Here is a 21,727-nt window from a genome sequence, read left to right as displayed (position 1 = left end):
CATCCAAGACGGCGTTCGCGTTAGCGTAACTAGTGAATTAGATGCTTAAGCGCGGAACGAAACAAAACCTGCAATACCCTGAGGAGGGAACACAATGCTTAAATTTATCGAAAACTTCCGTAATGACGAAGACGGTGCTGTCACAGTTGACTTCGTTGTTCTGACAGCTGCGATCGTTGTACTCGGCCTGGCCGTTGGTACAGCTGTCAGCAACGGTGCCAGCACACTTGCAAACGACATCGAGCAGGATCTGCTTGACCAGTGTTCCGGCGAGTCTTGCAGCTAATAGCTTAAACACTCTTAACAGTGTTGTAAGTAGCGCTGCTTAGTTGTGGCGCTACTTTTTTAATAAGTATCCTGTTTAGTGACCACGTGTATTTTGACCGGCAACCTTTTGGTCAGAATAGCGCAGACGGCCATCTGACGAGACATCTACATTTATGGGCCGTTGTTGAGACAAGATAGGACCGACCATGAAAAAGCTGCTAGCCACATTTGTTACTCAAGACGATGGTGCCGTGACAGTTGATTTTGTGGGCCTCACAGCTGCGATTTGTTTGCTCGGGGCAATTTGCGTCAATGCGTTTGCTTTACGAACCTGTCCGCATGGCAAATAATATGTCCGACTTTATGGAAGATCAGTGTTCTGGCGGCGTCTGCGACTAACAGTGCCGGACGCAAGCCGTCTTTTACGGAACTGACACCGCGTTCACTTTTACATCACGTAAGAATCTGTTTATTTTTTATGTTGTAATGTATCCCTTCGGCTACATACTCTAAACATGCTGTACGGCGGCTTGAAAAGTGTGGCAAGCAGCGGCAGACAGGGTGGACACGGCCATTCTTAGCGATGGCCCAACAGCTAGAGGCAAAAAATGCGGGCAGTTTTTGGATTGGTACTATTGGTCGGTATGGGCCTTGCGGGCTTTGCTGTGTACATGGTGAACCAGTACATGGACACGCAAGCTTCCGCGTTGGAACGTGAACGCCAGCGTGCGTCCACCGCTATTCGCACTGTGGACATCTATGCACCGTCACGAGACCTCACTTATGGTGAACTTTTGACCGCTGACGATGTGCAGATTATCAAATACGCACGCGACCACTTGCCTGAAGGTGTTTTCGCTACCGAAGAAGAGCTTTTTCCACAAGGATTGAATACGCCCCGTGTTGTACGTTTGCCGATGCAGGTAAACGAACCCATTCTCACCAACAAGGTAACAGAAGCGGGTGCGCGTCAGGGCATCGCGGCACTCTTGGATCCAGGCATGCGGGCATTTCCTTTACCTGAATCCATGACGCAGGCGTTCTCAGGCGAGCTGCGCACATCTGACCTGATTGATCTCTACTGGGTCGGTCGCGTGGACAACGGCACCAACATCTCTCGTTTGGTAAAGAGCCTTACTGGAAATCATCTCAATGGATCCGCGTGTCGTCATCCAAGTCTCACAAGAAGATTTTGCGGATCTCCAGGTTCTTCGGTCAGCGGGCGCACTTTCGTTAACACCTGTTGGTCGCGATGATTTGGAAGCTGGTGATTTGACGATCGAGACAAACATCAATGATGTTCTTGGTATTGTTGCCCCCGTGGAAGAGGTAGAGGAAGTGGTAGAAGCCCCCGAGAAGTGTTTTGTGACACAGAACCGGGGTACAGAACGCATCCAAGTCGAGATTGAATGCGCCGACTAATCCGCGCGACATATTGAAGTCCCACATCTTTCTTGCGCCACGCTAAATCTTGTGTGTGGCGCAGTGCCCGCCACACAGACTTGCGAGTGTTGCGCTTTATCCACATTCGCTCTGTCCTGCAAAGCCTTGATTCTTGCAATAAATCTGGAACTGCCTCATGGTCGCAGCATCATGGGCGGGAAGACCCGTTAAAACGAGGCGTGATCGGAGAGGCAGGTCACTTATGAAATATGACAGATTTTTGAAGGCAGCTATTGCTGGCTTGACGTTGTCGCTTACGGCGGCAGCACCCAGTATTGCACCGGCCGAAACACTGCGCGTCTTGCGCGGTGCGGCGTCTAGTGCACTCAGCGTCCCGATGAGCCGGGCCGTTGTCGTGGAGAGCGATGTGCCCTTCACAGAACTATCCATTGCGAACCCCGGCATCGCAGACATTTCGTCTTTGTCGGACCGGACAATCTACGTGTTGGGTAAAGAGCCGGGTCGCACGACGCTTACCTTGCTTGGTGAAAACGGACGCTTGATCACAAACGTGGAAATTCACGTCTCCCCTGACATGGCAGAGTTCAAAGAGCGCCTGACACAGATCTTGCCAGGCGAAAACATTGAAGTCCGTACCGCCAACAATGGTATTGTGCTGTCCGGTACAGTCAGCTCAATCGCGCGACTGGATCGTGCACTTGATCTGGCCCAGCGTTATGCGCCAGACCGTGTGTCCAATCTGATGACCGTTGGCGGCACACAGCAGGTCATGCTGAAAGTTCGCTTTGCAGAGATGCAGCGATCCGTCAGCAAGGCGCTGTCAACATCTGTTGCATTGAGTGGTCTTGGATTTAACGACCGAGCCAACATCACTGGTGGTACCAACCGAACAGTGGGGCAGACTGCGATATCTGGCGCACTTTCCGGTGCAGTCCCAGCGACCAATGCAAACAATGGCGCCGTCCTGTTTGGGTTTGGCGCAGGCGGCCTTGAAGTTGGCATCCTGCTGGAAGCCCTTGAAACACGTGGGGTTGTCCGATCTTTGGCAGAGCCGAACTTGACAGCGCTGAGCGGTCAGGAAGCCACATTTCTTGCAGGTGGTGAGTATCCGGTGCCAACGGCCAACGATGGTGGTAACATCACCGTCGAGTTCAGGCCATTTGGTGTTGAGTTGAGCTTTGTCCCGCGCGTTGTTGACCAAGATATCATCAATCTTGAGCTTTCGGCGGCCGTATCGGCAATTGACCCTTCAAATGGTTTCCAGGCCAACGGCTTCTCTGTCGATGCGTTCACACGTCGCGAAACATCAACAACAGTAGAAATGCGTGATGGTGAAAGCTTTGCGATTGCGGGCCTGTTGTCTGATGACTTTTCTGACCTGAACGGCCAACTGCCTTGGGTAGGTGATATCCCTGTTCTGGGCGCCCTGTTCCGCAGTGCGGAATATGAACGTCGTCAGACAGAGCTCGTGATTATCGTCACACCTCATCTTGTGTCACCAACACGTGGTGAGGCTTTGGCGTTGCCAACTGATCGCGTGCGCCCACCAACCGAGCAAGGCTTGTTCCTGTTTGGCCAAGTGGCCAATGAAGGCGGACCATCAAGCGGTGGTGCGGGCGAAGTGGCACGTCAGGACTTTAGCGGGTCCTATGGCTATGTCCTTGACGAATGATTGGAGCATAAGTCGATGAAATATGTAATCACAGCGGCCATTGCAGCCGTAACACTTAGCGCCTGTTCGTCAGCGGACAGGCAGATTGGCGCAGCTTCATTCTTTACCGAAGCTGGCTCCGCTCTCGATTCGGGTGATTTTGGCGAAGCCACAATGAACAACCGTCTCGTACAAACCGGTGCGCAGGACTACACAATCAACTTGGCGCGTCGTTTTGCAGCAGAAGTGAACACAACGGTCAACTTTGCGTTCAACTCAACCGTATTGGATGCTGATGCACGGAATACGTTGATGAAGCAGGCCGATTGGATCCGTCAGTTCCCCGAAGTACGTTTCAAGGTCTATGGTCACACCGACCTTGTCGGCAGTCAAAGCTACAACCGCTCGCTAGGTTTGCGCCGCGCACAAGCCGCTGTATCGTTCTTGTCCTCGCAGGGCATTGATCGCAGCCGTCTTGAGGCCGTCGTCTCATTTGGTGAAACACAGCCACTCGTTGTGACCGAAGGTCGCGAGCGTCGCAACCGCCGCACTGTCACAGAAGTTACTGGGTTCGTTGAGAACGACCCTCTGGTGCTAAACGGCAAGTATGCCGCGATCATCTTCCGCGACTACGTTGCAAGCGCACAGCAAGAGACCTCGACCGAGGCTGCGGCAACAGGCGGCTAACTCTGCCCTCTTGACGCCGGGTCCGCAGACCCGGCGTCAACTTTCGACCAAAGAATTGCAAATCGTATCAAGTTTCTGCACAGTAGCTCTGATTTGGTCCTATTATCGACAAGATTCCCAGTAGTGTTTGGATCATACGAGTAACTTGCTGCAGAGATGTGGGCAAACCAGTGTGTTATGCTAGGCTTGCCTCTATCTGTGGCATACATTGACAGTTAATTACGTGATGGGGACATCAAAGACATGAATACAAGCCCGGTCGTCCAAAGCGATCCTCCACAGATTGTTGCCTGTACGATCAGCCGAGACGTGCAGAATTTCGACCTTCTGATCGAAGATATGGAAGCCGCCTTGGGTGATGCCTGGGGCGATTTGGGTTTTGACGATGCGGCGGCATTTCTGGGCCAACCCGACGCAAAGAGCTTGCAATTTGTGACGATCGCAATGGATGCGGAAGATGAGGACAACCTCTCTGGCATTTCAGAAGTCATCAGTGCAGCAAAAGAAGCGCAGATCAAAGTCATCCTGATCGCCGAAGACGTTAGTCCAACGGCACTGCACCAGCTTTTACGTGAAGGCGGCGATGAGTTTGTCCCCTACCCCTTGCCCGAAAATGAACTTGCCCGCGCAATTGAGCGTGTTCTTACCAAAGAGGAACCGCAGGTCCCGCAAAGCGGCGACAAGAATTTCAAGGCTACCGGTGATCGATCCGGTGTTGTGATACCAGTTCATGGGCTTGCCGGTGGCACAGGCGCCTCGATGATGGCGGTTAATCTTGCTTGGGAACTGGCGAATATCGACGGCGATGAACCACCCAAGGTCTGCTTGCTTGATCTGGATTTTCAATTCGGCTCCGCCTCAACATATCTCGACCTTCCACGCCGCGAAGCGGTTCTAGAATTATTGACCGACACCGCTGCGATGGATGGTGAATCATTCATGCAGGCCATGCTGACATTTGGCGACAAACTGCATGTGTTGACGGCGCCGATGGACATGATTCCATTGGACATGATCACACCAGAGGACATTGGTCGGGTGATTGAGATGGCAAGCAGCCATTTTGACTACGTGATCATTGATATGCCATCGACCATGGTGGAATGGTCACAGACGGTCCTTGAAATGGCGCATGTCTATTTCGCCATGATTGAGCTGGATATGCGCTCAGCACAGAATACGTTGCGCCTCAAACGCGCGCTGCAATCGGAAGACCTACCCTTTGAAAAGATCCGGTTCGTTTTGAACCGCGCACCCGGCTTTACCGACATGAATGGGAAAAGCCGGGTCAAACGGTTGTCCGACAATCTGGGCATCTCTATCGAGGTTCAACTGCCCGATGGTGGGAAACCAGTCATGCAAGCTACGGACCATGGCGCGCCGTTGTCTGAGACGATTGCCAAAAATGCCCTTCGCAAAGAAATCCTGAAGCTTGCGAAATCTATTCATGAAGTGAATGAAGCTGATGCAACAGAAGCAAGAGCTTAAGAGGTACCGCTATGTTTTCAAAGTATAAAAAACCAACTCTTCCGAAAGATGCAGCCAACCCTGCACCAGCCGCATCATCAAAAATTGATGCAGCCGTATTGGCAGCAGCCAAGCCAGAGGAAACGCGTCAGCCTCTTATTAAGACTGCGCTAAGCCCGCCGTCCGGGTGATGCGGCCCCGATGGACAAGGAAAAACGCCGCAAAGAGCGATTGGGCGAGATCAAGCTAGAATTGCACAAGGCGCTTTTGGACAATCTTAACCTGGCCGCACTTGATAGCGCCTCTGAACAAGAGCTGCGCACAGAGATCAACGCGATTGCCAACGAAACCCTTGAAGACATGGGGATCGTCCTAAACCGCGACGAGCGGCAAACTCTGAGCCAGGACTTGTTTTTCGAAGTTACTGGTCTGGGCCCACTCGAAACTCTTCTCAAAGACGAGACAGTTAACGATATCCTGGTGAACGGCCCGCAGCAGATTTTTGTGGAACGCGACGGGAACCTAGAACTGACGGACATCACATTCAAAGATGAACGTCACCTGCTGCGCATTATTGATAAGATCGTGTCAGCTGTGGGTCGCCGCGTAGATGAATCGAACCCCTACGTTGACGCCCGTCTGGCTGATGGTTCGCGTTTTAACGCCATGGTACCGCCAATTGCGGTTGATGGATCACTCGTGTCCATTCGTAAATTTAAGAAAGACAAGCTGGGCATTGAAGAACTGGTCAAATTTGGCGCCTTCACCGAGGAAATGGCCGCCTATTTGCAAGCGGCTGTTTCAACCCGTCTCAACGTGATCGTATCCGGTGGTACGGGCTCTGGTAAAACAACCACGCTGAACGCTCTGTCGGGCTTCATTGATGATGATGAACGTATCCTGACAATCGAGGATACGGCCGAACTTCAACTGCAACAAACACACGTTGGCCGGATGGAAAGCCAGCCGCCAAACGTGGAAGGCCGGGGCGGTGTTTCGCAGCGCGATTGTTTGAAGAACGCACTACGTATGCGTCCAGACCGCATCATCGTGGGTGAGACGCGTGGCGAGGAAGTGATCGACATGTTGCAGGCCATGAACACAGGTCATGACGGGTCCATGACCACAATTCACGCAAACAGCGCACGCGATGGCGTGTCGCGTCTGGAGAACATGATCGCGATGGCCGGGATTGAGATGCCCATCAAAGCGATGCGCAGTCAAATCTCATCAGCTGTGAACCTGATTGTGCAGGCCTCACGATTGCAGGATGGTTCGCGGCGCATGACCTCCATCACCGAAATTACCGGTATGGAGGGTGACGTTATCTCGATGCAGGAAATCTTCCGTTACCAGCGCGTTGGTTTGACACCTGACAACAAGATCATTGGCCACTTCACTGCGACGGGCGTACGCAGCCACTACTCCGAGCGGTTCAAACTTTGGGGTTATGATCTGCCATCTGCGATCTTTGAACCGATGGTTGCGGAGTAAGCGACATGATTTCAGTCGAACCACTCATCTACATTCTGATCTTTGTCGCCGTTCTGGCACTCGTTCAGGGTGCCTACCTTGTCATCTTTGGCAAGTCGATCAGCATGGACGGTAAAGTGAACCGCCGCCTTGATATGCTTGATAAGGGTGGCAGCCGCGAACAGGTGCTTGACCAACTCCGCAAGGAGATGACGCAGCACATGAAGTCGCAAAGCATCCCGATTTATGCGTTGCTAGCGGATCGGGCGCAGAAGGCGAATATCGCATTTACACCTATACAGCTGATTATCATGATGTTTGTTGTCAGTGGCGTGTCATTCATGTTGCTGACCATGCTAACGGGCGTGGGTGTGCCAATTCGCAGTCTCGTCGCCGTATTGATGGGTGTTGGCGGTATCTTTGTGTGGGTAAGCAACAAGGCCAAAAAGCGCATGAATATGCTGGCCGAACAATTGCCCGAAGCCGTCGAACTAATGGTCCGGTCGCTACGCGTAGGACATCCGTTTTCATCCGCCATTGCGATTGTCGCCCGCGAAATTGCCGACCCATTGGGCACCGAAATGGGTATGATCTCTGACGAAGCCGCTTATGGGCGTGACATGGGCGAAACGCTGAAATCCATGGCGGAGCGCTTGGATAATCAGGACATGCGGTTCTTGGCTGTAGCTGTGACGATTCAACAGACGTCGGGTGGTAACCTGGCTGAGATCCTTGATGGGTTGGCGAAGGTAATCCGCGCCCGCTTCCGTTTGTTCCGTCGCGTCGCGGCAATTACAGCCGAAGCAAAGTGGTCAGGCAATCTGCTGTCAGCGTTCCCTATTCTTGCACTGATGGCTATCAATTTGGTAAAACCAGACTACTTTGACGACGTCATGGAAAGCCCGCTGTTCATTCCTGCTGTTCTGATCGTTGTGGCATTCCTTGTCGTGAACCTGCTGGTAATGCGCGCCTTGGTGAACATCAAGGTATAGGGGGCGAAATGGAAAACATTCAAACAATGATTACCGATGTGCTGGGGCCATTTGGGCCACTGATGATTGTCGGTTTGCTTGGCGTCTTTTTGATCCTGATCACGCTTCCGGTACTGCTCAAAAGGAAGTCGACCCGCTTGATAAGATCAAGGTGGCTGGCAATGCGACAAAGTCTGACAAAGCGAATGACAAACGACTGCGTTCTGCGGCAAGCAAAGACAAGCTTGAAAAATACTCAAACTTCCTCGAACCGCAAAACGCGGAGGAGTACTCTGCTGTTAAACTGAAGTTGATGCAGGCGGGCTACCGCAGCAACAACGCGGTCCGCATCTATAACTTTTTGCAGTTTGCTTTGGGCATTTTTGGACTTCTGTGTGGCGGCGCTTACTCGCTTGTGCAGATGTCGGGCACCGCAGAGGTGACGACACAGCAATTGGTGATGTGGATCATGATCCCTGGCGGTGCCGGATATCTGCTGCCGAAGTACTGGGTCACGCGACGTCAGCAGATGCGCCAAGAAGCGATTGAGAATGCGTTTCCAGACAGCCTTGACATGATGCTGGTATGTGTTGAAGCCGGTCAGTCGCTTGATCAATCTATCATCCGCGTTGCCCGCGAGATGAAATCGGGTTTTCCTGAACTCGCTGAAGAGTTCGAAATTGTCAGCCAGGAAGCCAAAGCCGGTAAAGACAAGAACACTGTTCTCAGGGATATGTCCGACCGCTGTGGCGTGCCGGACATCACAAGCTTTGTCACAGTTCTTGTTCAGTCAGCGCAATTTGGTACGTCCATCGCAGACGCGCTGCGCGTGTACTCCGCAGAGATGCGCGACAAGCGGGTTATGCGTGCAGAAGAAAAGGCAAATAAACTACCCACGAAGATGACGCTGGCCACAATGATGTTGACCGTACCACCGCTGATGGCGATGCTGATTGGTCCTTCCATCTACGCGATTGTACAAAGCTTGGGTTGATGATGATCAGGCCCGTTTTCTTTGGCCTTATTCTGCTGTCTCTGGCCGCCTGTACATCAGGCGGCCTTAATCGTTCGTCCGATGGTGTCTTTGCGCCCGGGGTCGCCCGCGGCGAAAGCGCGGATGGGCTGATTGTGGGGCATCGTCTGATGGCAGCGGGTGAGTATGAACTTGCTCTTAAGGCCTATAACCGCGCCGCTGCTGCGCAAGGCCTGAACGTCGATACGATGTCAGCTATCGGGTCTGCCAACCTCAACCTTGGTCGGCTGGGTCAGGCGGAACGGTGGTTGCGGCGTGCCGTAGAAGAAGATCCCACTTTCCCGCCTGCCTGGAACAATCTGGGTGTCATCCTGATGGAACGCGGCGAAATCGGCGAAGCGAGTGAAGTTTTTCGACGTGCTTTTGCCGCAGATAGCGGAAATTCCGATGAAATCCGCGACAATTTGCGCTTAGCGCTCGCAAAATTGGAAAATCCGGGCAATAATGCGATACAAGAAAATCAGAACTTTAATCTGATCCGGCGCGGTGCAGGCGACTTTGTATTGATGTCGGACCTATAGGCAAGAGCAGCAAAAGGACGCAGAAACATGCGCCACCCCATTTTACTGACGCTTTGCGCGGCAACCATTGGGTTGTCTGCGTGTGAAAAATCCGGCGAAGCAGAGGTCGAACGCGCCTTGGCCGATATCAACGTCGTCGATGAAACCAATCTCAATGACGTAATGTTGACGGTTGGCGACCCTGACGAAGCCGTTCGTTACTTTGCGAACGCGAACGCAAGCGATCCTGGACGCATTGATTTGCAGCGTGGTTTGGCCAAATCACTGGTCCGCGCAAAACGCGCCAATGACGCGATCGAGGCCTGGCAAGTGGTCGTCGCCAACGAAGAAGCCACTAACACAGACCGCGTCGATCTAGCCGACGCGTTTGTTCGTGCGAACCAATGGGATGACGCCGCAGCAACGCTGAATACGGTGCCCCCGACGTATGAAACCTTCAAACGCTATCGGTTGGAAGCCATGGTTGCCGACAGCCGCCAGCAGTGGGAAAAGGCCGACAGCTTTTATGAAACAGCGGTTGGGCTGACGACGCGCCCTGCCACAGTTTACAACAACTGGGGTTTCTCGAAACTCACCCGCGGTGAATACGGCGAGGCAGAGCGGCTATTTACCGACGCGCTACGCTTCAACAGCAATATGTTCACAGCGAAGAATAATCTCGTTCTGGCCCGTGGTGCGCAACGCAACTACACCATCCCGGTGGTCCCGATGACGCAAGTCGAACGCGCACAACTGATGCACACAATGGCCCTTGCCGCGATCAAGCAAAACGATGTTACAATCGGAAAATCGCTGTTGAACGACGCGATCAACACCCATCCGCGCTATTTTGAGGAAGCCGTACGCGCCTTGGAAGCTCTCGAAAACAACGTGGTGAACTAAACCAGATGGGTATCACAGCAGAGGCCGCTTACTGGTTCCTGCCAGCCATCATCCCGATTGCGTTGTTCATTTCATGGAACGATATGCGCAGTATGAAAATCACCAACAAGTCGGTGATTGTCGTGATGATCGCTTACGGTGTGCTGGGCCCCTTCGCCTTTGGATGGGAAATGTACTTCTGGCAATGGCTGCATTTCCCCATTGCATTGGTCGTCTGTATGGCGCTTTGGGCGTTGCGGTTCATGGGCGGCGGTGATGCCAAACTGATCGCCGCCATAGCACCCTTTTTCGTGATGGCAGATATCGAGTTTATTCTTCGGATCTTCGCCGCAAGTCTGATCGCGGCGTTGGCCGTGCACACCCTCTTCCGTCTCACGCCGTTGAAACGGCCCGTGGCCGAATGGAAAAGCTGGAACGCGGGCTGGTACTTCCCAAAGGGCTTCCCCCTCAGCATGACTTTGCTACTATATCTAGTAGCTGCTGCGATTTACCTCTGAGCAATCGGTCAATGCCTTGGACAGGCACATCTTTATTCACTATTTTGACATAGTTCCTGTTAATCTTTAACGGAAACGGGGCCCGAGTCTGCGGCCATTGTTATTTGCGAAGGCGGGACCTGATATGAACGTGCAAACCTCCAGTGTAATGGCGCCACCCGCGCCGCGTAGCATCGAAGGCATGCTTTTGCCGCTCGCGATGATGCGCGACATTCTGATCAAGACCATGTTCCGTATGAATCTGGATTTGGTCTCGAAGATCAGCCGCGCAATCTGTTTGCCGATCCCGGTGACACAAGAACTGGTGGATATGGCGCGTGGGCAACTTCTGTTGGAAGCTACAGGTACGCTGAACGCCAACAGTGGCAATGAAATGGGCTATCAGCTGACCGATGCGGGCCGTGCCCGTGCATTGGATGCTCTGGGTCAATCTGAATACTACGGTGCGATGCCTGTCCCACTGGATATCTATCGTCAGCAAATCCAGCGCCAATCGATCCGCAACATCCAGCTAACACGCGACCAGCTGGAAACGGCGATGGGCCACCTGATTCTGCCCGAGGATCTGTTGGGCAACCTTGGCCCGGCCGTCAGTGCGGGTCGTTCAATTCTGATGTATGGCCCGCCCGGCAACGGTAAATCATCCATATCTAACGGCATCCGCGATGCTTTGGGCGACAAGATTTATGTGCCCCGCGCGATCGAATATTCTGGTCAGGTGATCACCGTCTATGACCCGATTGTGCACAGCGCCGCAGAAGATGACGTTGACGACCCCAACAGTCTGCGCCGCACATCCGGCCGTTTCGACACACGCTATGTACGCTGCGAGCGTCCTACTGTGATCACCGGTGGTGAATTGTCGCTCTCGATGCTTGACCTTGTCTATAACCCAACCGCCCGGACCTATCAGGCGCCGTTGCAGTTGAAATCGACCGGCGGCATCTTCATCGTGGACGACCTTGGCCGTCAGCAGGAACCACCGCAGACCCTTGTGAACCGCTGGATTGTTCCATTGGAAGAAAACAAGGATATCCTGGCCCTGCAATCGGGTGAGAAATTCGAGGTGCCCTTCGATACACTTGTCGTCTTCTCGACCAACTTCCACCCCAACGCGATCTTCGATAAAGCGGCCCTGCGCCGTATCTTCTACAAGATCAAGATCGATGGCCCAAACCAGGAAGACTACCTCAAGATTTTCGCGATGGTGGCCCGTAAGCGCAAAATGCCGCTTGATGAGGATACGCTCGTTCACTTGCTGAATGTCCGCTACCCCGAGATCGACAACGTCTATGCGAACTATCAGCCGATCTTCCTGATCGACCAGATGATTTCGATCTGCGAGTTTGAGGGTATCCCCTACCAGATGTCGCCAGACCTGATTGACCGCGCATGGGCCAACATGTTCGTGAAAGAAGAAGAGATCATTCACTAGCGTCTTTCGGCGTTTCCAATGCAAAGGCTTCCCTCTACCTTGGGGGAAGCCTTTTGCGTTGGAGGGGATAGATGGCTGATATCGTTGGCGTCGCAGGATGCGGTCGGATGGGCATGGGCATGTTGCGGAAACTGCAGCAGGCGGGTTTTGACGCACGTGGTTTCGATGTGCGCCCGCTGGGTGGCGTCACTCTTGACTTGTCTGAATTCGTCGATGGGCTGACGACGCTGATCACTGTGGTGCGCGATACCGCTGAAACCGATGCTTTGCTTTTTGACGATCAGGCCGTTGTGGCTAGGGCGGACAGCCTCGAACGCATCATCATCAGCTCCACCCTTTCTCCCAAATATGTCAAGGCGTTACGCGCCCGTATCCCTGATCACATCACACTGATTGACGCGCCGATGTCAGGTGGCCAGGTCAAGGCTGACGCCGGCAGCCTGACCTTCATGACAGGCGGTCCTGCCGATCAGATCGCACCCTTGCTAAAGGCGATGGGCGACCACGTGCATCACATGGGCGCCTTCGGCGCGGGCATGACGGCCAAGGTTCTCAACAACCTTTTGGCGGCCTCGAATACCGCCATGACCCGCCTTGTGCTGGACTGGGCTGATGCCGAGGGCGTTGATGAAGGCAGGTTACTGGCGTTGATCAAAACCGCCTCCGGCCAAAACTGGCTCGCCTCAGGCTTTGATGAAATCGAGTTCGCGCGTGATGGGTACACCCCTGAAAACACCATCGGCATCCTTGAGAAAGACGTGGCCGCCGCCCTTGATATCGCGCCGGATGACAACATCACCCTGCCTCTTGCGGTTCAAACCAGCATTCGCAATCTGCCACCACGGCGCAAACCGTAAGGTGCGTCTTGACGCACCCACCGTTAGGGTCACTTTACGCCCATGACCGCCCTAACGCCTCAGTTTGAAACTTGGTTCACAAAACGCGGCTGGGCTATTCATCCGCACCAACAACAGATGCTGGATCAAGCGGACAAACCTGCACTGATGCTGATTGCACCCACCGGCGGCGGCAAGACACTCGCTGGCTTTCTCCCATCCCTCATCGCACTCGCTGACGGACTGCACAATGGGCTGCATACGCTCTACGTTTCGCCGCTGAAAGCACTGGCTGCCGATATCAAACGCAACCTGCGCACCCCTGTCGCTGAGATGGATCTGCCGATCCGTATCGAAGACCGCACAGGCGATACCTCCTACACGCAAAAGCGCCGCCAACGCGCGGACCCACCGCACATCTTGCTGACCACGCCTGAGTCGCTTGCACTTTTGACCAGTTACGAAGATGCCCCCCGCATCTTTAAGGGCCTGCAACGGATCATCGTCGACGAAATCCATGCCTTGGCCGAAAGCAAACGTGGCGATCAACTGATGCTGGCCCTCAGCCGTCTACAGACGCTCGTCCCTGATCTGCGGCGTGTCGGGCTGTCCGCGACTGTCGAGGACCCCGACGCCATCGCGGCTGAACTTGCTTGCCATCCCGATCCCTGCGCGATCATTAACGCCGATCCTGGCCCTGATCCTGATATTTCAATGCTGATCACGCGGGAGAAACCACCCTGGACCGGGGGTGGCGCAAAATACGCGATCCCTGCAGTGCTGGACGAAGTCAAGAAGCACAAAACCACGCTGATCTTTCACAACACGCGCGCGCAGGCCGAGATTTTCTTTCACAATCTCTGGCTCGCCAACACCGACGATCTTCCCATCGGCATCCACCACGGCAGCCTTGACCGCGAACAGCGGCAAAAGGTCGAGGCCGCCATGGTGTCGGGCGATCTGCGCGCCATTGTCTGTACAGGCTCACTCGATCTTGGGATTGACTGGGGTGACGTTGATCTGGTGGTGCAGGTCGGTGCGCCCAAGAACGTCAAACGCTTGGTCCAGCGCATAGGGCGCGCGAACCATCGTTACAATGCGCCGTCCAAGGCCTTGCTGGTCCCCGCCAACCGCTTCGAAGTTGTCGAATGTGTCGCCGCGCTTGAAGCCGTTAAAGAAAACGATCTTGACGGCGACCCCAAGGGCCCCGGCCCGCGCGATGTGCTTTGCCAGCACATCATGATCACCGCCTGCGCCGGTCCATTCGACGCGAACCAACTGTATCAAGAAGTTAAGACCGTTGGTGCCTACCGCACCCTCTCCCGCGCGGCATTTGACGACTGTCTCGATTTCTGCGCCACCGGTGGCTATGCGCTGCGCGCCTATGACAAATGGAAACGGCTTCTGCAAACCGCCGATGGGCTTTGGCAGCTGCGCGACCCACGGGCGGCACAGCGCATTCGGATGAACATCGGAACCATTCAGGATACTGATACGCTCAAGGTGCGGATGAAGGGCAATTTCAAACCATTGGGCGAGGTAGAAGAAGCCTTCGCCGCCACACTCACCCCCGGCGATACGTTCCTGATTGGCGGGCAGGTTGTGCGCTACGAAAGCCTCAAAGAAATGACGGTTGAGGTGTCGCGCCGCGCGGACAAAACGCCCAAGATCGCAACCTTTATGGGGACGAAATTTGCAAACTCTACCCAGCTATCCCAACGCATCCTGCGCATGTTCGACCAACCTGATTGGCCCGAGTTGCCCAGCCACACCGCCGAATGGCTGGGCCTGCAACGCCAGTATTCCAAATTGCCCGAAGCAGATCGCATCCTCGTCGAAAGCTTCCCGCATGAGGGCCGCCAGCATATCTGTGTCTACGGCTTTGCCGGGCGCAACGCGATGCAGACATTGGGCATGCTGGTCACACAGCGCATGGAAGAGTTCAACCTGCACCCCATGGGGTTTGTGGCCACCGACTATGCCACGCTGATCTGGGGGTTGGACCCGGTCGAGGACCCCGCCCCGCTTTTCAAGCCTGACAACATGCGCGCTGATTTTGAAACGTGGTTGTCAGGCAATGCCGTGATGAAGAAAACCTTTCGCGGTGCCGCCACTATCGCGGGCCTGATCGAACGTAACCTGCCGCAGGCCCGTAAAAGCGGGCGACAAGCCACGTTCTCCTCTGACATCCTTTACGACACACTGTCCAAATACGACCCCGACCACCTGATGATGCGGATCACACGCGAAGAAGCGCTGCGCGGTTTGGTCGATTTCGGACGGATCGAGGAAATGCTGACGCGCACGGCAGGCCGGATCGACCACCAGAAGTTGGATCGCGTTACACCGCTTTCCCTCCCCATGTTCCTAGAACAAGGTCGCATAGCGGTCGCGGGTGCTGGTCAAGACCGTCTCTTGGAGGAAGAAGCGGCACGCCTGATGCAGGAAGCAGGCGTCAGCTCACTTTGATCCTTGATCTACCAGCCCGGATACCCCAAGAACAGAGCATGAACGCCTACAGTTTTGTCTTTTGCGAAACCCATTGCACTGCCCTGCCCTCTGGTGCGCTGCATTTGCCAGAGCACGATGGGCTTTGCGTGTCTGACCTGCACTTGGGTAAATCCGAACGGATCGCGCGACGCAGCGGCGTCATGCTGCCGCCTTATGAGGTCGCCGAGACCCTGCAAAAACTGGAAGCGGACATCGCCGCAACCAATCCAAATCGGATCATCTGCCTTGGCGATAGCTTTGATGATCTTGACGCGGCCACCGGCCTTGATGAAGACATGCGGCTTTGGTTGGCCCGCCTGCAAGCTGGCAAAACATGGGTTTGGATCGAAGGAAACCACGACCCAGGCCCCATTGATATGGGCGGCACACATAGGGCAGATGTCACGGTCGGCAGCTTGACGTTCAGGCATATCGCCAGCGCGGAAACTGCCGAGGTGTCAGGCCATTACCATCCCAAACATCGTGTTACCGGGCGCAGCAGGCTTACCTTTTTGTACGATAGTCGACGACTTATCATGCCAGCCTATGGCGCTTATACTGGCGGTCTGGCCAGCCATGCGCCAGAGCTGCGTAAACTCTTCAGCGAAAAGGCAATTGCCATCCTGACAGGACACAGGGCAATCCCCGTGCCAATCGCTTAAGCGGTGAGCCCCTCAGGCTCGGCGAGCCCATTTGCACGGCAACAGGCTGTCAGCGTATTGGCCAGGAGGCAGGCGATGGTCATCGGACCAACGCCACCCGGAACGGGCGTGATCGCCCCAGCAACTTCAGCGCAGCTATCATAGTCACAGTCGCCCACCAAACGCGTGCCACCTTCCGGCTTTTCGATCCGGTTAATACCCACATCAATCACCGTGGCACCCGGCTTGATCCAATCACCCGGCACCATCTGCGGGCGCCCGACCGCCGCAACAACAATATCGGCCTGACGCACAACACTGGCCAGATCCTTCGTCCGACTGTGTGCAATCGTCACTGTGCAACTATCGCCGAGCAACAGCTGCGCCATCGGTTTACCAACGATATTCGACCGGCCGATGACCACAGCATTCATGCCTGACAATGACCCGTGATGGTCACGCAGCATCATCAAACTGCCCAATGGGGTACAGGGCACCATGCTCTTCTGACCCGTCCCCAGCAAGCCAACGTTGGAGATATGGAACCCATCCACATCCTTGGCGGGATCAATGCTGTTGATCACCAGATCGCTATCCAGATGATCCGGCAGCGGCAGTTGTACCAAAATGCCATGCACTGCAGGATCACTGTTCAACTGATCAATCAGCGCCAAAAGGTCGGCCTCAGAGGTCGCGACATCCAGTTTATGCTCAATCGAAGTCATGCCAACCTCGACAGTCATCTTGCCCTTGGACCGCACATAGACCTGACTGGCTGGATCTTCACCCACCAAGACAACAGCCAGACCCGGTGTGATCCCTTGCTCTTCTTTCAGCTTGGCCACACCTTCGGCAACCTGTCCGCGCACCTTTGCAGCAAAGGCTTTTCCGTCAATCACTGTCGCTGTCATCACGTCTTCTCATGTTCAAAAATGCCTCCGCCGGAGGCTGATGGGAGGGTGGGCGGGGCGATGACGCAGTCAAGCGTCGCCCCGCCCGATCAACTTAAAACAGGCCTTCGATCTCGCCTGCATCATTCAGCATGATCTGCTCAGCCGATGGCACGCGCGGCAGACCCGGCATGGTCATGATCTCACCGCAGATCGCAACAATGAAACCTGCACCGGCGCTCAAGCGTACTTCGCGGATTGGCACGGCATGACCTGTCGGCGCGCCTCGCAAAGTCGGATCGGTTGAGAAGCTGTATTGCGTCTTGGCCATGCAGACAGGCAGGTCGCCATAACCCTGCTCTTCCCACTTCTTCAGCTGATCGCGATCTTGCTATCCGCAATCACCTCGTCTGCGCGGTAGATGCGTTTGGCAATTGTGTCGATCTTGTCAAACAGGCTCATATCATCGGGGTAGATCGGCGCAAAATTCGCCTCTCCCGCATCGGCAATCTGTGCCACACGTGTAGCCAACTCAATTGTCCCTTCAGAGCCCAGTGCCCAGTGTTTGCACAAGATCGCCTCAGATCCTTGCGTCTCCACATAGGCTTTAACAGCGGCGACTTCGGTATCGGTGTCGGTGATGAAGTGGTTGATGGCAACAACAACAGGCACACCAAATGATTTCACGTTCTCGATGTGGCGGCCCAAGTTTGCGCAACCCGCGTTGACAGCATCAACATTCTCGGCGCCCAGGTCCGCCTTGGCCACGCCACCGTTCATCTTCATCGCACGCACCGTCGCCACAACGACAACGCAGGATGGCGCAAGGCCCGCCTTGCGACACTTGATGTTCATGAACTTCTCAGCACCAAGGTCGGCACCAAAGCCCGCCTCGGTCACAACGTAATCTGCCAACTTGAGGGCCGTTGTGGTTGCTGTCACAGAGTTACAGCCATGCGCGATGTTTGCAAACGGGCCGCCGTGTACGAACGCCGGGTTATTCTCAAGCGTCTGCACAAGGTTCGGCTGCATCGCGTCCTTCAACAGAACGGTCATCGCGCCATCAGCCTTGATGTCACGGCAGTAAACAGGGCTGCGGTCACGGCGGTAGGCCACAATGATATCACCAAGGCGCTTTTGCAGATCATCCAGGTTCCGGGCCAGACACAAGATCGCCATAACCTCGGATGCCACAGTGATGTCAAAGCCAGCTTCGCGTGGGAAACCATTGGCCACACCACCCAAAGACGCTGTGATCTGACGCAGCGCACGGTCGTTCATGTCCAACACACGGCGCCAAGCCACGCGGCGGATATCAATCTCCAACGCGTTACCCCAGTAAATATGGTTGTCAATCATCGCCGACAACAGGTTGTGTGCCGAAGTGATCGCATGGAAATCGCCTGTGAAATGCAGGTTCATATCTTCCATCGGAACGACCTGAGCATAGCCACCTCCGGCAGCGCCGCCCTTCATGCCGAAGCAGGGGCCAAGCGACGCTTCGCGGATACAAATCGCTGCATTCTTACCAATCGCGTTCAGGCCATCGCCCAGACCGACCGTCGTTGTCGTCTTACCTTCGCCCGCAGGTGTCGGGTTGATCGCAGTCACAAGGATCAGCTTGCCGTCTTCGCGGTCCTGCACGCTGTCGATCAGGCGCTGGCTGACCTTTGCTTTATCGTGGCCGTATGGCAGCAAATCATCACTGTCGATGTTAAGCTTTGCACCAATTTCCTGAATTGGACGCTTTTGAGCGCCGCGTGCGATCTCGATATCTGACTTGTATTCCATGAGAGACTTCCCTGAGCGTTGGCAAATGCCATTCTTGTTCATCATCGCTTCTAGCGGGTGGATACCGCCGTATGCACCGTGATTGCGACATTTTCACCGCCGGAATCGTCGGCGCGCGTTAAAGCTGTGTCGGATGGGAAACTAAGGGGCCCATGCACGTTGGTCGGGGATATGCAGGCGCACCGGATCACCGACGCGGACCAGGCCTTCACGTTCAACCCAAGCCGTCACGCCACGCTTGCCTCTGGCAGCAAGTTTGAACCTGTCACCAGCGCCGGGATGTTCGGCGTTGATCGGTTTGGCCGGTAGGTGGCATGGCCGGTTTTCCATATCGATCACCAAGGTCGCGCCATCGGGCAGTTGCAGTCGGGAAGATGGCGGCAGATGCGTGAAATCGGGAATGCCCATTACAACCATTGACGCTCCAACCAGTGAAGGATTCAAGGCATCCACACCACAGTCCGCAGCAATTTCGGCCAATTCCTCAGCCGATACAATCGAGAGCTGCCGTACATTCCGAATCTCTGTTTCGCGTGGATGCTGGCTAACTACACGGCTACATGAGCGCCGCGTCAGTCCGCCATGTGCTTCGCCCGGAATGCCTGCATAGGTCAGCGGCGCCTCTGTCGCGGACTGCGATTGCAAAGATGCGTCCCGGTCAGGCACATGGCCGATCCAGACAACTTCCCCGGTGATTTCTGTGGGCTTCAGTGCAGGCATATCGCGCTCCTTGTCGGTGTTGCGATATGGTTAGGTCAGCGGCGCAGCAGCTTCAATGCTCCAAAGAAAAACGCCGCCCTTTTCAGAGCGGCGTTTTGATTTGATCAGGTTGATGGTTCCGGTTCCATCCCGCCATCATCTGAGGCGCGGGGTTTTTTCGGCTTGGTCTTTGGGATCGCTGTCACCGAAGGTGTCCCACCGGAGGGCGGCGTATCATCCGCATCATCACTCGCATGCGGCGGCTCGCCTGCCATTACGCGTTTGATTTCGTCGCCTGTCAGTGTCTCATACTCAAGCAACCCTTGGGCCAAACGCTCAAACTCTTCGTTCTTTTCGGTGATAATCTTGAACGCGCGATCATAGCCTTGCTGGATAAAGCTCCGGACCTCTTCTTCGATCAACTCTTTCGTATGCGCTGAGACCGACAAGCCAGCGGTGTTGCCAGAATAGCCTTCATGCGCTTCCGAATAGTCGATGTTGCCGACCTTGTCCGACATCCCCCAGCGCAGGATCATCGCCCGCGCCAGTTGGCTGGCTTGCTGAATGTCACCGGCCGGGCCATTGCTGACCTGATCTTCACCGTATTTGATGATTTCGGCCGCTTTACCTGCCATGGTCATGGCCAAACGCTGGTGGCATTCGTCCTTGAACATGTTCAGACGGTCCATTTCTGGCAGGCTCATCACCATGCCCAGCGCACCACCGCGCGGGATAATCGTAGCCTTATAGACCGGATCACATTTAGGTAGCGTAATACCCACAATGGCATGACCAGCTTCGTGATAGGCCGTCATTTCCTTTTGTTCAGCGGTCATGACCATCGAACGACGCTCAGCGCCCATCATCACCTTATCTTTCGCCGATTCAAAATCGATCATCGTGACAAACCGGCGGCCCACCCGCGCGGCCATCAACGCAGCCTCATTTACAAGGTTCGCCAAATCAGCACCCGAGAAACCCGGAGAGCCGCGTGCGATGATCCGCAGATCAACGTCAGGGCCTAGCGGGATTTTCCGCGCGTGTACGCCCAAAATCTTCTCGCGCCCTTTGATGTCTGGGTTTGGTACTGTGACCTGACGGTCAAAACGGCCCGGACGCAACAAAGCAGGATCAAGTACATCACGACGGTTTGTGGCCGCCACGATGATCACGCCTTCATTGGCTTCAAAACCATCCATCTCAACCAGCAATTGGTTCAGTGTTTGCTCGCGCTCATCATTGCCCCCACCGATGCCGACGCCACGAGATCGACCCACGGCGTCAATTTCATCAATGAACACGATACATGGGGCGTTCTTTTTCGCCTGCTCAAACATGTCACGGACGCGGGACGCGCCCACACCGACAAACATTTCGACAAAATCAGAGCCCGAAATAGTGAAGAACGGCACACCAGCTTCGCCTGCAATTGCCCGCGCAAGCAGCGTTTTACCGGTGCCGGGAGGGCCCACAAGCAGTGCGCCTTTCGGAATCTTGCCCCCGAGTCGCGAGAATTTTTGCGGATTGCGCAGGAATTCAACGATCTCTTCCAGCTCTTCTTTGGCCTCATCAATACCGGCTACATCGTCAAATGTGACGCGCCCATGCTTTTCGGTCAGCAGCTTGGCGCGCGACTTGCCAAAGCCCATCGCTCCGCCTTTGCCGCCCCCCTGCATACGGTTCATGAAATAGATCCAGACACCGATCAAAAGCAGGAAGGGCAGCAAGCTCAACAAGAACGACTGGAAGGCCGATGTTTCCTGGCTGCGTGCTTCAACTGGGACATCTGCATCAATCAAAAGCTGTGTAATTTCAGCATCTTGCGGCATAATAGTGGAATAGGTTCGCCCGCCTTCGGCAAAGCGTACATTTTCACCGTCTATGACCACATCCGTGACGCGCCCACCCTCTACCGCTTCGACAAATTCAGAGTAACTGCGCGCCTCGCTGCTCGTCGTGCCCGGTGGGCTGCTGAACAGGTTAAAGAGCGCCAGGACCATCAAAAACAGGACGACCCAAAAGACCATATTACGCGCGTTGCCCAAGGGGAAAACTCCTTTGAAATGGGGAAGTGGAACGACAGAGTCGCGTC

General features: G+C 54.8%; 17 protein-coding genes and 3 pseudogenes. 16 read left to right on the top strand and 4 right to left on the bottom strand.

The genetic code is table 11. The annotated features are described in order from the left end of the window. Positions 1-94 precede the first annotated feature (94 nt). The 16 genes and pseudogenes from QTO30_RS19095 (at position 95) to pdeM (ending at position 16,276) form a co-directional block, all read left to right on the top strand. Positions 95-286, top strand: a complete 192-nt coding sequence (locus QTO30_RS19095) for a Flp family type IVb pilin (protein ID WP_340425624.1) — start codon at positions 95-97, stop codon at positions 284-286. A gap of 589 nt (positions 287-875) precedes the next feature. Then, the gene (gene cpaB, locus QTO30_RS19090; RefSeq protein ID WP_340425622.1) at positions 876-1,523 is read left to right on the top strand and encodes a Flp pilus assembly protein CpaB; all 648 of its coding nucleotides are present in this window, start codon (positions 876-878) and stop codon (positions 1,521-1,523) included. A 16-nt stretch (positions 1,524-1,539) separates the two neighbouring features. Further along, the gene (locus tag QTO30_RS19085) at positions 1,540-1,689 is read left to right on the top strand and encodes a hypothetical protein (protein ID WP_340425621.1); all 150 of its coding nucleotides are present in this window, start codon (positions 1,540-1,542) and stop codon (positions 1,687-1,689) included. A gap of 223 nt (positions 1,690-1,912) precedes the next feature. After that, positions 1,913-3,343, top strand: coding sequence for a type II and III secretion system protein family protein (locus QTO30_RS19080; protein ID WP_340425620.1), 1,431 nt, complete (start codon positions 1,913-1,915; stop codon positions 3,341-3,343). Positions 3,344-3,358: 15 nt separating this feature from the next. Beyond that, positions 3,359-4,009 carry an OmpA family protein gene (locus QTO30_RS19075; RefSeq protein ID WP_340425619.1) on the top strand — a complete coding sequence of 217 codons (651 nt, stop codon included), beginning with the start codon at positions 3,359-3,361 and terminating at the stop codon, positions 4,007-4,009. A gap of 243 nt (positions 4,010-4,252) precedes the next feature. Beyond that, positions 4,253-5,497, top strand: coding sequence for an AAA family ATPase (locus QTO30_RS19070; protein ID WP_340425618.1), 1,245 nt, complete (start codon positions 4,253-4,255; stop codon positions 5,495-5,497). 11 nt (positions 5,498-5,508) lie between these two features. Then, positions 5,509-6,970: pseudogene (locus QTO30_RS19065) on the top strand (CpaF family protein). A gap of 5 nt (positions 6,971-6,975) precedes the next feature. Next, positions 6,976-7,941 carry a type II secretion system F family protein gene (locus tag QTO30_RS19060; protein WP_340425617.1) on the top strand — a complete coding sequence of 322 codons (966 nt, stop codon included), beginning with the start codon at positions 6,976-6,978 and terminating at the stop codon, positions 7,939-7,941. Positions 7,942-7,949: 8 nt separating this feature from the next. Continuing rightward, a pseudogene (locus QTO30_RS19055) lies at positions 7,950-8,914 on the top strand (type II secretion system F family protein). Beyond that, complete coding sequence (locus QTO30_RS19050) at positions 8,914-9,474, top strand: tetratricopeptide repeat protein (RefSeq protein ID WP_340425615.1); 561 nt, start codon at positions 8,914-8,916, stop codon at positions 9,472-9,474. Before QTO30_RS19055 ends, QTO30_RS19050 begins: the two are co-directional and overlap by 1 nt. A gap of 27 nt (positions 9,475-9,501) precedes the next feature. After that, complete coding sequence (locus tag QTO30_RS19045) at positions 9,502-10,356, top strand: tetratricopeptide repeat protein (RefSeq protein WP_340425614.1); 855 nt, start codon at positions 9,502-9,504, stop codon at positions 10,354-10,356. A 5-nt stretch (positions 10,357-10,361) separates the two neighbouring features. Continuing rightward, complete coding sequence (locus QTO30_RS19040) at positions 10,362-10,853, top strand: prepilin peptidase (protein WP_340425613.1); 492 nt, start codon at positions 10,362-10,364, stop codon at positions 10,851-10,853. A gap of 124 nt (positions 10,854-10,977) precedes the next feature. Further along, on the top strand, positions 10,978-12,288 hold the full coding sequence (locus tag QTO30_RS19035; protein ID WP_340425612.1) for an ATPase: 1,311 nt from the start codon (positions 10,978-10,980) through the stop codon (positions 12,286-12,288). 71 nt (positions 12,289-12,359) lie between these two features. Further along, the gene (locus tag QTO30_RS19030; RefSeq protein WP_340425611.1) at positions 12,360-13,145 is read left to right on the top strand and encodes an NAD(P)-dependent oxidoreductase; all 786 of its coding nucleotides are present in this window, start codon (positions 12,360-12,362) and stop codon (positions 13,143-13,145) included. A 42-nt stretch (positions 13,146-13,187) separates the two neighbouring features. Continuing rightward, entirely contained in the window at positions 13,188-15,593 is a 2,406-nt protein-coding gene (locus QTO30_RS19025; RefSeq protein WP_340425610.1) for a ligase-associated DNA damage response DEXH box helicase, read from the top strand. 38 nt (positions 15,594-15,631) lie between these two features. After that, positions 15,632-16,276, top strand: a complete 645-nt coding sequence (pdeM, locus tag QTO30_RS19020; protein WP_340425609.1) for a ligase-associated DNA damage response endonuclease PdeM — start codon at positions 15,632-15,634, stop codon at positions 16,274-16,276. On the opposite strand, the gene folD is transcribed toward pdeM, so the two are convergent. From folD to ftsH, 4 genes and pseudogenes are all read right to left on the bottom strand, one after another. Then, positions 16,273-17,166, bottom strand: coding sequence for a bifunctional methylenetetrahydrofolate dehydrogenase/methenyltetrahydrofolate cyclohydrolase FolD (gene folD, locus QTO30_RS19015; RefSeq protein ID WP_340425608.1), 894 nt, complete (start codon positions 17,164-17,166; stop codon positions 16,273-16,275). The two genes, pdeM and folD, sit on opposite strands and share 4 nt — an antisense overlap. A gap of 94 nt (positions 17,167-17,260) precedes the next feature. Beyond that, positions 17,261-18,936, bottom strand: a pseudogene (locus tag QTO30_RS19010) (formate--tetrahydrofolate ligase). Positions 18,937-19,077: 141 nt separating this feature from the next. Then, on the bottom strand, positions 19,078-19,656 hold the full coding sequence (locus tag QTO30_RS19005) for an MOSC domain-containing protein (RefSeq protein WP_340425607.1): 579 nt from the start codon (positions 19,654-19,656) through the stop codon (positions 19,078-19,080). Positions 19,657-19,760: 104 nt separating this feature from the next. Next, positions 19,761-21,680, bottom strand: a complete 1,920-nt coding sequence (gene ftsH, locus QTO30_RS19000; protein ID WP_445327165.1) for an ATP-dependent zinc metalloprotease FtsH — start codon at positions 21,678-21,680, stop codon at positions 19,761-19,763. Positions 21,681-21,727 lie beyond the last annotated feature (47 nt).

The sequence above is a fragment of the Yoonia sp. GPGPB17 genome (assembly GCF_037892195.1).
Lineage (GTDB): Bacteria > Pseudomonadota > Alphaproteobacteria > Rhodobacterales > Rhodobacteraceae > Yoonia.
This window is presented reverse-complemented; position numbering and strand designations above follow the sequence as displayed.